Raw genomic sequence first — 14901 nt, 5'->3', positions numbered from 1 at the left:
ATCCTGGGGCTGTAGTCGGTCCCAAGGGTTGGGCTGTTCGCCCATTAAAGCGGTACGCGAGCTGGGTTCAGAACGTCGTGAGACAGTTCGGTCCCTATCCGTCGTGGGCGTAGGAAATTTGAGAGGAGCTGTCCTTAGTACGAGAGGACCGGGATGGACGCACCGCTGGTGTACCAGTTGTTCTGCCAAGGGCATAGCTGGGTAGCTATGTGCGGAAGGGATAAGTGCTGAAAGCATCTAAGCATGAAGCCCCCCTCAAGATGAGATTTCCCATAGCGTAAGCTAGTAAGATCCCTGAAAGATGATCAGGTTGATAGGTTCGAGGTGGAAGCATGGTGACATGTGGAGCTGACGAATACTAATAGATCGAGGACTTAACCATATAATATGAAGCAATGTTATCTAGTTTTGAAAGAATATAAAAAACTTGTTGACTTTAGAAGTTAAATGAGTTACAATAATTCTTGTCTTAAATGAATACAGTCTGGTAATGATGGCAGAGAGGTCACACCCGTTCCCATACCGAACACGGAAGTTAAGCTCTCTAGCGCCGATGGTAGTTGGGACCTTGTCCCTGTGAGAGTAGGACGTTGCCAGGCAAATGGAGGATTAGCTCAGCTGGGAGAGCACCTGCCTTACAAGCAGGGGGTCGGCGGTTCGATCCCGTCATCCTCCACCATTTAGCCGACTTAGCTCAATTGGTAGAGCAACTGACTTGTAATCAGTAGGTTGGGGGTTCAAGTCCTCTAGTCGGCACCAGAAAATCATGGCGGTTGTGGCGAAGTGGTTAACGCACCGGATTGTGGCTCCGGCATTCGTGGGTTCGATTCCCATCAGTCGCCCCATTTTTTCTTAAAATATTAATATGCGGGTGTGGCGGAATTGGCAGACGCACTAGACTTAGGATCTAGCGCCTTTGGCGTGGGGGTTCGACTCCCTTCACCCGCACTTTTAATAAAATATCTCAAACATGTCTTGCGGAAGTAGTTCAGTGGTAGAATACAACCTTGCCAAGGTTGGGGTCGCGGGTTCGAATCCCGTCTTCCGCTCCAATTTTCAATATGACATGCCGGGGTGGCGGAACAGGCAGACGCACAGGACTTAAAATCCTGCGGTGGGTGACCACCGTGCGGGTTCGACCCCCGCCCTCGGCACCATATGCGCCCGTAGCTCAATTGGATAGAGCGTTTGACTACGGATCAAGAGGTTAGGGGTTCGACTCCTCTCGGGCGCGCTTTTATTAACGGGAAGTGGCTCAGCTTGGTAGAGCACCTGGTTTGGGACCAGGGGGTCGCAGGTTCAAATCCTGTCTTCCCGATATTCCCAAAAACATGGGGCCTTAGCTCAGCTGGGAGAGCGCCTGCCTTGCACGCAGGAGGTCAGCGGTTCGATCCCGCTAGGCTCCACTTATTTTAATATCATTTATGGCGGTGTAGCTCAGCTGGCTAGAGCGTACGGTTCATACCCGTGAGGTCGGGGGTTCGATCCCCTCCGCCGCTACCATAAAGGGCCTTTAGCTCAGCTGGTTAGAGCAGACGGCTCATAACCGTCCGGTCGTAGGTTCGAGTCCTACAAGGTCCACCACTAAAGGTTTATATCTCGGAGGTATACCCAAGTTCGGCTGAAGGGATCGGTCTTGAAAACCGACAGGCGGCGAGAGTCGCGCGGGGGTTCGAATCCCTCTACCTCCTCCATTTTTTCTTAAATTACATATTATATCATCGCGGGGTGGAGCAGTACGGTAGCTCGTCGGGCTCATAACCCGAAGGTCGCAGGTTCAAATCCTGTCCCCGCAACCAAATGGTCCCGTGGTGTAGTGGTTAACATGCCTGCCTGTCACGCAGGAGATCGCCGGTTCGACCCCGGTCGGGACCGCCATTTTAATAAGGCTCGGTAGCTCAGTCGGTAGAGCAGAGGACTGAAAATCCTCGTGTCGGCGGTTCGATTCCGTCCCGAGCCACCATTTTGAAGTCGCAAGCCGGCTTAGCTCAATTGGTAGAGCAACTGACTTGTAATCAGTAGGTTGGGGGTTCAAGTCCTCTAGCCGGCACCACTTTCAAAATGAGCCATTAGCTCAGTTGGTAGAGCATCTGACTTTTAATCAGAGGGTCGAAGGTTCGAATCCTTCATGGCTCACCATTTTCAATTTAATGCGGGTGTAGTTTAGTGGTAAAACAAGAGCCTTCCAAGCTCTGGTCGAGAGTTCGATTCTCTTCACCCGCTTTTCAATTATGGGCCTATAGCTCAGCTGGTTAGAGCGCACGCCTGATAAGCGTGAGGTCGATGGTTCGAGTCCATTTAGGCCCACCATAATTGTTCCGCAGTAGCTCAGTGGTAGAGCTATCGGCTGTTAACCGATCGGTCGTAGGTTCGAGTCCTACCTGCGGAGCCATATTTATAGAGAAGTACCCAAGTGGCTCAAGGGGCTCCCCTGCTAAGGGAGTAGATCGCGAACGCGGTGCGAGGGTTCGAATCCCTTCTTCTCTGCCAGTAATTGGCCCGTTGGTCAAGTGGTTAAGACACCGCCCTTTCACGGCGGTAACACGGGTTCGAATCCCGTACGGGTCATACTAAAAGAGATAGCATAAACTGCTATCTCTTTTTTGTTGTGTATAGATATAGAAGAAGCTATGACAGATTATAAATAATAAGTTTAAAATAGGATTACCTTTTCTCATGCATAAGAAGAGATAATCCTATTTTTTGAACATGTTTTAACTCTCTATTGAATGTCCATCTTGTTTAATAACAGCATGATTATATGCGAAGTGAAGAGTTTTGTATCCTAAAAGTGCAATAGTGAAGGCAAGGCCTCCTGCTATAATAGCCACACTAAATCCTGCTCGAGCTCCAAAATTATCAATAACTAAACCAGCTATCGCTGATCCTAGGGAGACTCCAATTCCAAGTCCTGTAATTGCCCAAGTCATTCCTTCTGTTATTTTTGATTCAGGTACGATTCTTTCCACAAGCCCCATAGTAATAATCATAGTAGGAGCGACAGATAGTCCTGCAAAGAAGACAATAACTATTAGCCAAGCAATAGTATTTACGAAAAATAGTGGCAGCATTGTTATCATGGAAAGTGTGACTGCTATTAAAAATTGATTATAGGGTGGAGCATTGAGTTTAAGAGTACCGAAAATAAGGCCTGCCAGGCATGAACCGATTGCATAGACAGAAAGTACAAAGCTAGCAGCTACTGCGTTTCCTTGATGTTCAGCAAAAGCTACACTAACGACATCTATTGTGCCAAAGATAGTACCTATAGCAATGAGTGTGAATACTAGTACTCGCAAAGAACCAATTTTAAATACTGTTCCTTTGTTTGTAATGTCGCCAGGGTGTACAGGTGGTTCTGTGCTTTTTTGTAGGATGAATAGGCATACCCCAATTGTAAGAAAAACAGATGATAAAAGTGGCCCTGCTTCTGGGAAGAACATAACACTTAAACTGACAGATAATACAGGACCAATTATGAAGCAAATTTCGTCGACGACCGATTCAAAGGAAAATGCTGTATGCAATTTATGGGATCCACGGTATAGTTTAGTCCAACGTGCACGTACCATAGCTGACATATTTGGCATACAACCTGCACATAAGGCAGATAGAAATAGCGTCCAATAAGGAGCTTCATATTTCGTACATAGAAGTAAGAGGATCGTAAAGAAAACACTGATACTTGTAGTCGGAAGAAGTATGCGAGATTGCCCTAATTGATCGGCCATCCGAGAAATATGAGGAGCTAGTAAAGCAGATGATAATGTAAAGGTGGCTGCAACAGCTCCAGCAAGCCAATAGTCACCACGTAACTGAGATAACATTGTAACAATACCAATGCCCATCATTGATATGGGCATCCGAGCTATAAACCCTGCTAAAGAGAATCCTTTTGTACCAGGAGCACTGAAAATCTCACGGTAGGAATTAAACATAATAATCACCAAAGTATTTGACGTTTGCATATACATTCTTCATTCTTTTAAATCCTCCTCTGTTTCATTAATACCTTCTATAAAAAGGGACAGTGAGTCAATGTAGGATATAGGTAAGAAGTTATATTATCTTGTAAGCTAGAAATAATTGACATACGCACCGTATGTAAATATCATATTAACATACGGTGCGTATGTCAATTGAAATGTTTTATCTCTGGATAGAGAGCCGATGTTTAAAGGAGTTATTCTTTTATATAGAGAACGATACTATAGTGCAATTCATTTTGAATAAAGAGAATGAATAGAAGTAGGAGGAAAAGATGATTAAAAAAACGAGAGCAGAAATGATTACTGAAACACGTGCTAAATTGCTGAGTGCAGCAAGAGAGGCCTTTGGTACAGTTGGATATGTAAATACGTCTATGGATGATTTTACAGCATCTGTCGGTTTAACACGTGGTGCAATTTATCATCATTTTGGTGATAAAAAAGGATTGTTAGAAGCAGTTGTAAAAGAAATTGATATCGAAATGGATAATAAATTAGGGAAAGTATCAGATGAAGCGGAAGGAAAATGGGAAGGGTTTGTTGGACGTTGTCGTGCGTATTTAACGATGGCACTTAATCCAGAAATTCAGCGAATTGTACTTCGTGATGCACCAGCAGTATTAGGAAATAGTTATTATCAATCATCGCATTCGCAATGTTTAACGACGATGGCGGAGATGCTTCAGCAATTAATGAAAGACTGTATTATTGAAAAGACGGACTGCGAAGCTTTAGCAAGATTCATAAATGGTGGACTAGTGGACCTTGCTTGTTGGATTGCGAATTCTGAAGATGCAGAAGCACATTTGTCTAAAGCTTTGCATAGCCTATCACTTATATTGAATGGTTTATTATTAGAAAAGAATGCATGATTTTGAATAATATCTTTTTATTAATATACGGTAATAGTTAAAAGGGAGGTGGTAAAGTATATGCTAATTCATTTATGTCACCGTAGTCTATATAGGCCAACTGACGTCCAGCGTATAAGGAGATAATGTGTTAGTTTGATTATAGAAATTGAATTTAGCTATAGGGAATAATCAAATCACATTCTTTTTATTCACAATCTAAAGAAAACGCCTCCATTGAAATTGATTCCACACCTATTCTAATAACTTTACACTCTATGTGAAAAAGTTCACAAATAGGTCATAATTTGTGAAGTAATTCACAATAATACGTGCTACAATATGAATGTAAAGAAGTTAAACAACATTAAATTAGTATTTTAATTAATTACTTAAACAATCATAAAAAATAGATGTGAACAATAGAGAGGGGAAATTACCATGAAAAAAGGTATCAATCGTGTAGTATTAGTAGGAACAGGAGCTGTAGGTTGTAGTTACGCTTACTCAATGATCAACCAAGGTGTAGCTGAAGAGTTCGTATTAGTAGATGTTAATGAAGCAAAAGCAGAAGGGGAAGCAATGGACTTAAGCCATGCGGTACCATTCTCTCCATCACCAACAAAAGTTTGGAGCGGTAGCTATGCAGATTGTAAAGATGCAGATTTAGTAGTTATCACTGCTGGATTACCACAAAAGCCAGGTGAAACTCGTTTAGACTTAGTTGAGAAAAATACAAAGATCTTTAAACAAATCGTTCGCGGTATTATGGATAGTGGATTCGATGGAATCTTCTTAATCGCAACTAACCCAGTTGACATTTTAACTTACGTAACTTGGAAAGAATCTGGTTTACCAAAAGAGCGCGTAATCGGTTCTGGTACTACTTTAGACTCTGCTCGTTTCCGTTACATGTTAGGTGACTACTTAGATGTAGATCCACGTAACGTTCATGCTTACATCGTTGGTGAACACGGTGACACTGAACTTCCAGTATGGAGCCACGCTACTATCGGTGTACAAAAACTAGAAACAATCTTAGCTAACAACGAACAGTACAATCAAGAAGACTTAGATAAAATCTTCGAAAACGTACGTGATGCAGCTTACCATATTATCGAGCGTAAAGGTGCAACTTACTACGGAATCGGTATGTCACTACTTCGTGTAACTAAAGCAATCTTAAACAACGAGAACAGCGTATTAACTGTATCTGCATACCTTGAAGGTCAATACGGAGAGAAAGATGCTTACGTAGGTGTTCCAGCTGTAATTAACCGCGAAGGTGTACGTGAAATCGTAGAACTTGAGCTAAATGAAGATGAAAAAGCGAAATTCGCTCATTCTGTAAAAGTATTAAAAGAAACAATGGCACCAGTACTATAATAATTGCTAAATAATTCAGAGGTGGGAAACTGCTTCTTACCTCTGAACTTATATAATTTAATATAAATTCCTTTTCCGGTTTCCCTTGTATATCCCCAATATACCCCTTTTGCTGGATAAGGGTCGTTTATAGAAAAGAGCACTCTACTTTACGTAGAGTGCTCTTTATTATCCCGCATTAACGGGCAGTAAGATCCCCACCTCAAAATGCAGCGAAAGCAAAGAAGTTAGTTTGGTGATCAACTGCCCGTAAAAGCCCGATTGGTGAGGGCTGATAATCAGTGAGGGATGAACACCCCCCACTGATTAAAGTTTCACTTTATCATTTTTTAGGCGTTAATCCCAATTTCTTTAAAATATCTGTCAGTGTACCGCTTTTTGATTTTTCTACAGGTGTTTGTGATTTAGATGCATCTGGCCCTTTTTTCAAGAAGTTCTTTTCAACGAAGCGAATATCTTTTTCGTCGACAATCCCATCTTTATTAAGGTCTCCGTCTTTTACAGTTAGTCCTTTTTTACCATAGTTGCTAGCGATAATTTCAGCATCTTTAATATCGATTACTTTATCAGCATTTACATCGCCGGCAAGGTTTTCGTCAGGTCTTGCATAATAATATTGGCCAAGCAGCTTACCGTCTTTTTCAGTACCAAGTTTCGTTGTTAGGCGGCTTGTTAAATGTCCTGGCACTTCTACATATAGGTTATAGTCGCGTTTATTAACTGGAAGTCCATTTAGTTTGAAGTACCCATATTTATCTAGTGAACCTTCAAACTTATGACGGTAAGAATCAGTTGCGTATACTTTTACGCCAAGCTTTGCATAATCAAACTTTTCATCTAAATATCCACGTTCATTTAAGAATGCACCAGGTTTAATATTTCCTTCTACTAGTGAATTTAAGGACATAACTGAGAATGTTTGATCTTGAAGTACACGCATTCTATTTGGTTCTGATTCACCTTGTTTCCAGTAAACAAAAATTGGTGACTCTAATTGAGCGTTTGCTTCATAAAATTCATCATTTTCTACTTTGAAAGTTACATCAATGAACGGGAAATCACCATCTAATCCAGCAAAGTTTTTGTCATCGATAGTGCCGCCAACTGTAACCGAACCTGCCTCTAGTTTCGGTTCATTTACTTTTGCGGTTACTCCTTTTTCGGAAAGTAGCTTTTCAAAAGCAGGATTAAATTTTGCATTTGCAAATTTGAAGTTCTTCTCTAGGAAGTTTACATTAAATTGCCCAGCAACAAATTGTTTTACGTGTTTTGCGTTTAGTGTTACTGTGAACTCGTCATTTTTATATAATTCTTTTTTATCGTAACTAGCTTTCGCATATTGAGCACCTTGTGGGATAAACCAGTAGTTATTTACACCGCTTGGATAGTCAGCTCCTGCAGTTGCATAATCGAAAATATATACGCCTGTGTTCATTGGACCTTCCGTTCTGAAGGAGTCAGGTGTAATGCCAACTTTAAAGTCGCCATTTGCATTAATCGGTAAAAACTTATGCAAGTATGGAGAATAGTCATAGTACATAACGCCATTCGCTTCTTGCGTAATGTTTAATCCTTTTCCTTTTAAGTAGTCAACGTTTGAATCGTATACATTTCCTTTAATCCATAGTGCTTTTTTGCCATCTTCTACTGTATAATTTTCTTCATTTAACTCGTAAATACCAGGTTTTAATCCAGTTAGTTTCACTTCTGGTGGGGTATTATCAATTACAACATAATCACCTTTTACACGTGCTTTCCCAGCCTTATCATAACCGACAAACTCAATTGTGTAGTCTCCTTCTGGTAAGTTGATTTTCTCATCACCAATTGGTTTTGCAGGATCATTTGTAAAAGGATACACTTTTCCATTAAAGAATGAGTCTAAGTAGTAATACACATCAGTTTTTAGTCCACTTGTGTTTAATGTCCCAATGAAGCCCAGAGCTTTATCTGTTTTGGAATCTTTTACGATAAGATCTAACGTTTCAAGTTCGCTGTTTAATTGGAATGCCCCGTGAACATACGATTCACCGTATGGATTAAATTTAGATGTATCAGTTGAAATTGCTTTTCTTGATAGTATTGCATTTTCAATACCAGGCTCTGATACACGAATAGAGAATGGGATTTGATATGTTTCTTCTTTATTTTTCGTGTTCGTAATATGAATATATCCTTCATATCGGCCTTGTTTTACACCGGCTGGAACATTAATTTTTGCTTCAATTTCACCTGCTTTGCCAGCATCAAGAGTAATTGTTTCTGGAGCAGAGATTTTTACACCGTTTGCGACAGCATCGTTAATAGTAGACGAAGCTGGTGTATAAGAAATTTCTGTTTTAAATTCTTTTTTCTCTTGTTTATTATGATTAGTTACTTTTATATTTCGTTTTTGTTCAAGAGCTTCACCGTCTTTTTGATAAAACTTACCGAATGCAATAGATCCAGTTTCTTCGGGCATTTCAATTACTTCATCATTTACAACAGTTTGTGTCGTATCTAATACTTTAAAGCTTGTTTCTGTACGAACGGCGTTGTAAGCATCTACTCGCCCAGCTCCAACTTCATACACCGAATATTTTTCTTTTAAATCATCAGCTGTGTTCATAAGAGACGCTTTTACATCGAACGGAGAGTAGTCTGGGTGTTCTTGTAAAATTAGAGCAGCAACGCCAGCAATATGAGGGGAAGCCATAGATGTTCCTTGCATACGCTCATAGGAAACAGCGTAGTTTTCACCCTCTTGCGGGTCGTTAATATATTCAGGAACTGTTGAAAGGACAGCGACACCAGGCGCTGTAATATCAGGCTTAATATCATCATTTGCTGTAACAGGACCGCGTGAGCTAAAGTCTGCAAGATGATCGCCTTCTGTTTGAATGTAATTAATTTCATCGAAAGTTAAGGATGTGCTACCTTGTTCAATTTGAGTTTTTAGTTTTTCACCGTCTTCTTTCGTTAGGCGGAATGTTGGAATGTATTTTGTGCTTTCACCAACGTAGAAAGGAATTTCTCCATCCACGTTGTTATAAATAATAACGGCCTTTGCACCTGCTTGTTTTGCGTTAGCAATTTTTTCATCAAATGAGGTTGTACCACGTGCAACGAGAGCGATTTTTCCTTTCACATCTTTTTTACTAAACTCGTCAGGCGTACCGATTCCTACAGATTCAATAGGTAAAGTTTGTCCCTTGAAATCTTCTATTTTATCAGTGAAGTTTTTGCCGAACAAAATTAGGTTAGGGAATTGTAATTGTCCAGCATGACCTGATAGTTTCGGTAAGGAAATAGAGCTATCACTGGCTCCAACCGTAATAGCAAATGGCGAAGCACCTGGTGATCCGAGTGTTGATGGAGTCGGTCCAGAGTTACCAGCAGCAACGACTGTAACAACGCCTGAAAGCATCGCGTTATTAACAGCGATAGATGTTGGATCAAGAGGATTGTTGCTATCATCACCTAACGATAAGTTAATAACGTTCATACCGTCAGAAATAGATTTATCAATTGCAGCGATAATACCTGAACTATCTCCACTTCCGTATGGACCGAGTACACGATAGTTATACAGTTCAATGTCAGGTGCAACACCTTTTACTGCTGAATCAGATTGGTTCTTCTTTTGAGCAGAAACGATACCTGCTACGTGAGTGCCGTGGGCTGTGTAGAAGGCAGAACCACGGTTATCAAATTCAGGAGCACCAGATTGTTGCCATTCTGAATAAGTAGTTTCCATTGGATCTGCATCATTATTAATAAAGTCCCAACCCTTTACTGAATTTGGATCTACTTTGCTAGAGTCCTCGCCAGGTTTTGCGCGATAGCCTTTATATACGTCTTTTAAGTCAGGATGATTGTAATCAATACCTGTATCTAATACGCCAACTTTAATTCCTTTTCCAGTAATGCCCTCACTATGTAACTTATCTACTCCAATTTGCGGGATGCTATCTGTTAGTTTTTGAGGTGCTTTTTGCTCAGCTTGTTTTGGTAAATTTAATTTCACTTCGTAATCTTTCCAAATACGTTTTACAACACCAATTCGTAACAACTCTTCAACTGTATTTGCTGGTAATGTCATCGCAACACCATTTATCGCATGCTTATAAGAACGTTTAATTTGTACAGATTGGAAGTTTCCTGATTTTACTGATGGGCTGAATTGATAAAGACGTTTTAGTCCTTTTTCGAATTCTTCATGTTCTTGATCAATACGTGCTTTTATATTTTCTGGAGCAGCTTGTAATCCTTTTTCTTTTTGTTTTAATTCATTAATCTTTACTGGAGCAGTTTGAAATTCTACAATGATATTTACAGGCTCAGAACTACTCGTATTAATATCTGGTGAAATTGTAAAACCAGGGTTGGCATCTACCGTTTGTAATGCTAGGCGTTGTTCTTTAGAAAGCTTCGATAATATAGAATGAGCATTTGAAGATTCAATTTGGTTAATAGGACTTTCAGCAAGTACATTGAACGGAATGGCAGTTGAAAACAGAACGCCAGCCGTTACAATTCCAGTAACAAAACGGTTTTTCTTTTTCATTTATAGGCCTCCGGTAATATATATTTTTAAAAATTATTTCTCCACACCTGCTGTTTGCTCAGCATGGAATGTCCAGTTTAGCTGCAGGGAATCACCTTGAAATTTATTTTGATCTTGGTCGTTATCTTCAAATGAGAAGAGGACATGTAAGTAATCTGTTTCACCAGATTTAATACCATCTATTAAGTTATGACGTTCTAGAGACGTAGCGACATCTTCAGGTTTCATAGTTTTTAATTGTGATAGTTTTGTTTCCCACAAAATCTCATGATCATCGTTTGGATTAGATGGCTGTCCATCATTCACTAGAAACTTGACGATAATGTGATCACCTAAATCTTCACCGACATTATTTTGCGTTGCATCTGTAACTTCATATGATGTTTCAAGTGCTACTTTTGCAATATCCAATGTACCTTTATTTTCAAGCTTGAAGTTCCTTTCAATAAAATCACCTGGTTTTAAATCTTTCACATTAACGATTACACTTGGATTAATAGAAAGATCTAGTGTTCCAGCTTGAAATGAGTTACTCGATGTTTCTGAATCACTGAAATAGGCGAATACACCTCCGAATGTAAGGGATAAACCAAGTGAAGCGGTGACAACTCCCATTCCTACTTTTTGTTTTAATGACATAAGAAAGCCCCCTAGTTAAATTTTTATAGCAATCGTTCGCAACAAGGATAAATAAGTAAACATAGTAGTCCGCTATGAATTATAGTTACGAAAGATCGTAGTTCTTTATTGAGAACAAGTATATGCTTATGAATTTCGCGTTTCAATAAAAATATGATAAAAAAATGTTGAGAAACATTTTTTTATGACAGATTATTTTATGGTTATTTTTAGTGGAAAATAGCATGAAAAATAGAATAAACCTAATAAAATAAAGGTTGAGAAAAAAAATAGGCGTAAATATAGAAGTAGAATGAAGCGTTTACAATGAATATTCGTCAAAATTCGATATTTTACACAGAAATGTGAAGAAAAACTAACATTTTTAAGAAAAAAACGAATGTTTTTTATAAATTAACAAGGATATTGCAGTTTTTCGCAGAAATAGTTAAAGTATAAAAAATTCTGTCATCTAAGTGAGGTGAGCATATTGAGTGTAATAAATTGTGAAGAAGTGAAACGAGATGAGTTTCATACAGAAAAGTACTATGAAAGTTATAACATCTTTGGCGCGCATGTTGTGACGGAAGATGAGATTCAAGGGGTACGATTTACAGTGTGGGCTCCTCATGCGAAAGCAATGAGTGTTGTTGGGGATTTTAATGAGTGGGATTATGAGCAACATAAGATGCTACAAGTGACAGAAGAAGGCATTTGGTCCTTATTTATACCGCATATTGAAGAAGGAGAAATATATAAATATGCGATCGAAACTTTGGCTGGTGACGTCATTTTAAAGGCAGATCCGTATGCTGTATATGCAGAAGTAAGACCGAATACGGCATCTGTAGTTTTTGATATAAAAGGATATGAATGGAATGATAAAAACTGGAATCGTAAGAAAAAGAAAAAATCGATTTATAAAGAAGCGATGACAGTTTATGAATTACATTTTGGTTCTTGGAAAAAGAAAGAAGATGGAACGCTGTACTCTTACAGGGAAATGGTTGAAGAGCTCATCCCGTATGTGGTGGAACATCAATTTACACATATTGAAATTATGCCGCTTGTTGAGCATCCATATGATCGTTCTTGGGGATACCAAGGAACGGGATATTATGCAGCGACGAGTAGATTTGGTACGCCGCATGATTTAATGCATTTTGTCGACGAATGTCATAAATATGGAATCGGTGTCATTTTAGATTGGGTGCCGGGGCATTTTTGTAAAGATGCTCACGGTTTATATTTGTTTGATGGTACACCGACCTATGAATATAAAGATAAAGATGTACAAGAAAATCCAGTATGGGGAACTGTCAATTTTGATTTAGGAAAGAGAGAGGTACGTAATTTCTTAATTTCAAATGCGTTATTTTGGATGAGATATTTCCATATTGATGGTTTCAGAGTTGATGCAGTTGCGAACATGTTGTACTGGAATAAAGAAGGACAAGAGCAAAGTAATGAGCATGCTGTTTCATTTTTAAGGGAGTTAAATGAAGCAGTGTTTGCAGAGGATGAAGATTTTCTTATGACGGCAGAAGATTCAACAGCTTGGCCACTTGTAACAACTCCAACGTATGAAGGTGGGCTTGGATTCAATTACAAATGGAACATGGGCTGGATGAATGACGTGCTGAAATATATGGAGTGTGCGCCTGAATATAGGAAACACATTCATGAGAAAATGACGTTTTCTTTACTATATGCGTACTCTGAAAACTTCATATTACCGCTTTCTCATGATGAAGTCGTTCATGGGAAAAAGTCGTTATTAAATAAAATGCCAGGTGATTACTGGGATAAGTTTGCTCAACTTCGTTTATTATATGGATATTTCTTTACTCACCCAGGAAAGAAGTTACTTTTCATGGGAGGAGAATTCGGACAGTTTGATGAGTGGAAAGACCTTGAAGATTTAGATTGGAATTTACATGATTTTGAAATGCATCGTTATATGCATGATTACTTTAATGAGCTCATAGCATTGTATAAGCGCTCAAAACCACTTTGGCAGCTTGACCATTCACCTGAAGGTTTTCAGTGGATTGATGCTAATAATAATGAGCAAAGTATTTTCTCTTTTATCCGCCAAGGGGATAAACAAGAAGATGCGTTAGTTGTCGTATGTAATTTTACGAAAGCTACATATGAAAACTATAAAGTAGGTGTACCAGATTTCGAGTATTATAACGAGATTTTAAACAGTGATGCACAGCAATATGGCGGTTCGGGGCAAGTGAATAAGAAACGTCTTAAGACAATTCTAGAACCGTACCATAATCAAGCGGCACATGTAGAGATTACAATTCCACCATTCGGCGTATCCATATTACGACCAGTGAAGACGAGAAAGGGGAGCAAAAAACAAGATGGCTCAAAAACAAAAGTGCGTAGCAATGTTACTAGCAGGGGGAAAAGGTAGTCGTTTAAGTGCATTAACAAAAAATTTAGCCAAGCCAGCTGTTCCATTTGGTGGTAAATATCGCATTATTGATTTTACGCTAAGTAACTGTGCGAATTCTGGTATTGAAACGGTTGGGATTTTAACACAATATCAACCACTTGAACTTCATAATTATATCGGAATCGGAAATGCGTGGGATTTAGACCGAGTAAACGGTGGGGTCACAGTATTACCTCCTTATGCGGAGTCTTCAGGGGTTAAGTGGTATACAGGTACGGCAAGTGCCATTTATCAAAATTTAAACTATTTAAGTCAGTATGAACCGGAGTATGTTCTTATTTTATCAGGCGACCATATTTATAAAATGGATTACAGTAAGATGCTAGATTACCATATTGAGAAAGAATCGGATGTATCCATTTCTGTTATTGAAGTACCTTGGGATGAAGCGAGTCGCTTTGGCATTATGAATACAAATGAAGAGATGGAGATTGTTGAGTTTGAGGAGAAACCACAATTTCCAAGAAGTAATCTTGCATCGATGGGAATCTATATTTTTAATTGGTCAATTTTGAAAGAGTATTTAGAGATGGATGCAAGAAATCCTGAATCTAGTAATGATTTTGGAAAAGACGTCCTTCCGCTTTTATTAGATGAAGGGAAGAAGCTAATGGCGTACCCGTTTGAAGGATATTGGAAAGATGTTGGAACGGTGAAGAGCTTATGGGAAGCGAATATGGATTTGCTTCGCGATGAAACATCACTGAATTTAAACGATCGTAATTGGCGTATTTACTCTGTTAATCCAAACGAACCGCCTCAATATATTGCTGAAAAGGCGAAAGTAGAAGAATCGCTTATTAACGAAGGGTGCGTCATTGAAGGGGACGTGAAGCATTCTGTGTTATTCCAAGGAGTGACGGTGGAAGAAGGTAGTATGGTGATTGATTCTGTCGTTATGCCAGGGGCTAAGATTGGTAAAAATGTTGTGATTGAAAGAGCGATTGTTGGATCAGAAATGGTTATCGAAGATGGAACAATCATTCGTCCAGAAAAGAATGTTGACGATGTAGTATTAATTGCTGAAGGGAAATAGAAAAG

Annotated in this window: 7 protein-coding genes, 22 tRNA genes and 2 rRNA genes (1 of these 31 cut by a window edge); 28 read left to right on the top strand and 3 right to left on the bottom strand. The window is 39.3% G+C overall.

Going from position 1 to position 14901, the window contains the following annotated elements:
- From N2V79_RS24075 to N2V79_RS23960, 24 genes are all read left to right on the top strand, one after another.
- Window positions 1-382: ribosomal RNA gene (locus N2V79_RS24075) — 23S ribosomal RNA — on the top strand (it extends 2540 nt beyond the left edge of the window).
- A 101-nt stretch (window positions 383-483) separates the two neighbouring features.
- Window positions 484-599: ribosomal RNA gene (gene rrf, locus N2V79_RS24070) — 5S ribosomal RNA — on the top strand.
- Window positions 600-603: 4 nt separating this feature from the next.
- A tRNA-Val gene (locus N2V79_RS24065) sits at window positions 604-679 on the top strand.
- A 4-nt stretch (window positions 680-683) separates the two neighbouring features.
- Window positions 684-759, top strand: a tRNA-Thr gene (locus N2V79_RS24060).
- Window positions 760-769: 10 nt separating this feature from the next.
- Window positions 770-845, top strand: a tRNA-His gene (locus N2V79_RS24055).
- Window positions 846-867: 22 nt separating this feature from the next.
- Window positions 868-948: transfer RNA gene (locus N2V79_RS24050), tRNA-Leu, on the top strand.
- Window positions 949-977: 29 nt separating this feature from the next.
- Window positions 978-1052: transfer RNA gene (locus N2V79_RS24045), tRNA-Gly, on the top strand.
- 16 nt (window positions 1053-1068) lie between these two features.
- Window positions 1069-1157, top strand: a tRNA-Leu gene (locus N2V79_RS24040).
- A 3-nt stretch (window positions 1158-1160) separates the two neighbouring features.
- A tRNA-Arg gene (locus N2V79_RS24035) sits at window positions 1161-1234 on the top strand.
- A 10-nt stretch (window positions 1235-1244) separates the two neighbouring features.
- Window positions 1245-1318 (top strand) — tRNA-Pro (locus N2V79_RS24030).
- Window positions 1319-1333: 15 nt separating this feature from the next.
- A tRNA-Ala gene (locus N2V79_RS24025) sits at window positions 1334-1406 on the top strand.
- 20 nt (window positions 1407-1426) lie between these two features.
- Window positions 1427-1503: transfer RNA gene (locus N2V79_RS24020), tRNA-Met, on the top strand.
- A gap of 4 nt (window positions 1504-1507) precedes the next feature.
- Window positions 1508-1584, top strand: a tRNA-Ile gene (locus tag N2V79_RS24015).
- Between the two features lie 17 nt (window positions 1585-1601).
- Window positions 1602-1694 (top strand) — tRNA-Ser (locus tag N2V79_RS24010).
- Window positions 1695-1722: 28 nt separating this feature from the next.
- A tRNA-Met gene (locus N2V79_RS24005) sits at window positions 1723-1799 on the top strand.
- Between the two features lie 3 nt (window positions 1800-1802).
- Window positions 1803-1878: transfer RNA gene (locus tag N2V79_RS24000), tRNA-Asp, on the top strand.
- A 9-nt stretch (window positions 1879-1887) separates the two neighbouring features.
- Window positions 1888-1963: transfer RNA gene (locus tag N2V79_RS23995), tRNA-Phe, on the top strand.
- Window positions 1964-1977: 14 nt separating this feature from the next.
- Window positions 1978-2053, top strand: a tRNA-Thr gene (locus tag N2V79_RS23990).
- A gap of 10 nt (window positions 2054-2063) precedes the next feature.
- A tRNA-Lys gene (locus N2V79_RS23985) sits at window positions 2064-2139 on the top strand.
- 13 nt (window positions 2140-2152) lie between these two features.
- A tRNA-Gly gene (locus N2V79_RS23980) sits at window positions 2153-2223 on the top strand.
- Window positions 2224-2233: 10 nt separating this feature from the next.
- Window positions 2234-2310 (top strand) — tRNA-Ile (locus tag N2V79_RS23975).
- Window positions 2311-2317: 7 nt separating this feature from the next.
- Window positions 2318-2392: transfer RNA gene (locus tag N2V79_RS23970), tRNA-Asn, on the top strand.
- A gap of 7 nt (window positions 2393-2399) precedes the next feature.
- Window positions 2400-2490 (top strand) — tRNA-Ser (locus N2V79_RS23965).
- Between the two features lie 6 nt (window positions 2491-2496).
- A tRNA-Glu gene (locus tag N2V79_RS23960) sits at window positions 2497-2568 on the top strand.
- Window positions 2569-2714: 146 nt separating this feature from the next.
- On the opposite strand, the gene N2V79_RS23955 is transcribed toward N2V79_RS23960, so the two are convergent.
- On the bottom strand, window positions 2715-3938 hold the full coding sequence (locus tag N2V79_RS23955) for an MFS transporter (RefSeq protein WP_088025486.1): 1224 nt from the start codon (window positions 3936-3938) through the stop codon (window positions 2715-2717).
- A 323-nt stretch (window positions 3939-4261) separates the two neighbouring features.
- Here N2V79_RS23955 and N2V79_RS23950 point away from each other — a divergent pair, with 323 nt between their 5' ends.
- Together N2V79_RS23950 and N2V79_RS23945 are read left to right on the top strand one after the other, a co-directional pair.
- Window positions 4262-4861 (top strand): TetR/AcrR family transcriptional regulator, encoded by a 600-nt coding sequence (locus N2V79_RS23950; RefSeq protein WP_088025484.1) that lies wholly within the window; start codon window positions 4262-4264, stop codon window positions 4859-4861.
- Between the two features lie 420 nt (window positions 4862-5281).
- Window positions 5282-6226, top strand: a complete 945-nt coding sequence (locus tag N2V79_RS23945; protein WP_000715346.1) for an L-lactate dehydrogenase — start codon at window positions 5282-5284, stop codon at window positions 6224-6226.
- A 322-nt stretch (window positions 6227-6548) separates the two neighbouring features.
- On the opposite strand, the gene N2V79_RS23940 is transcribed toward N2V79_RS23945, so the two are convergent.
- Window positions 6549-10772, bottom strand: a complete 4224-nt coding sequence (locus N2V79_RS23940) for a S8 family serine peptidase (protein ID WP_340720268.1) — start codon at window positions 10770-10772, stop codon at window positions 6549-6551.
- A gap of 33 nt (window positions 10773-10805) precedes the next feature.
- Entirely contained in the window at window positions 10806-11411 is a 606-nt protein-coding gene (locus N2V79_RS23935) for a CalY family protein (protein WP_053563456.1), read from the bottom strand.
- Between the two features lie 469 nt (window positions 11412-11880).
- On the opposite strand from N2V79_RS23935, the gene glgB reads away from it, so the two are divergent.
- Entirely contained in the window at window positions 11881-13818 is a 1938-nt protein-coding gene (gene glgB, locus N2V79_RS23930; RefSeq protein ID WP_075717046.1) for a 1,4-alpha-glucan branching protein GlgB, read from the top strand.
- Complete coding sequence (gene glgC / locus N2V79_RS23925) at window positions 13766-14896, top strand: glucose-1-phosphate adenylyltransferase (RefSeq protein WP_000057604.1); 1131 nt, start codon at window positions 13766-13768, stop codon at window positions 14894-14896. The genes glgB and glgC overlap by 53 nt, the downstream gene beginning before the upstream one ends.
- Window positions 14897-14901 lie beyond the last annotated feature (5 nt).

The organism is Bacillus sp. CH_70, assembly GCF_038007045.1.
Classification (GTDB): Bacteria; Bacillota; Bacilli; order Bacillales; family Bacillaceae_G; genus Bacillus_A; species Bacillus_A cereus.
The sequence above is the reverse complement of the archived record's forward strand: the minus strand, read 5'-3'. Positions and strand labels throughout refer to the sequence as shown.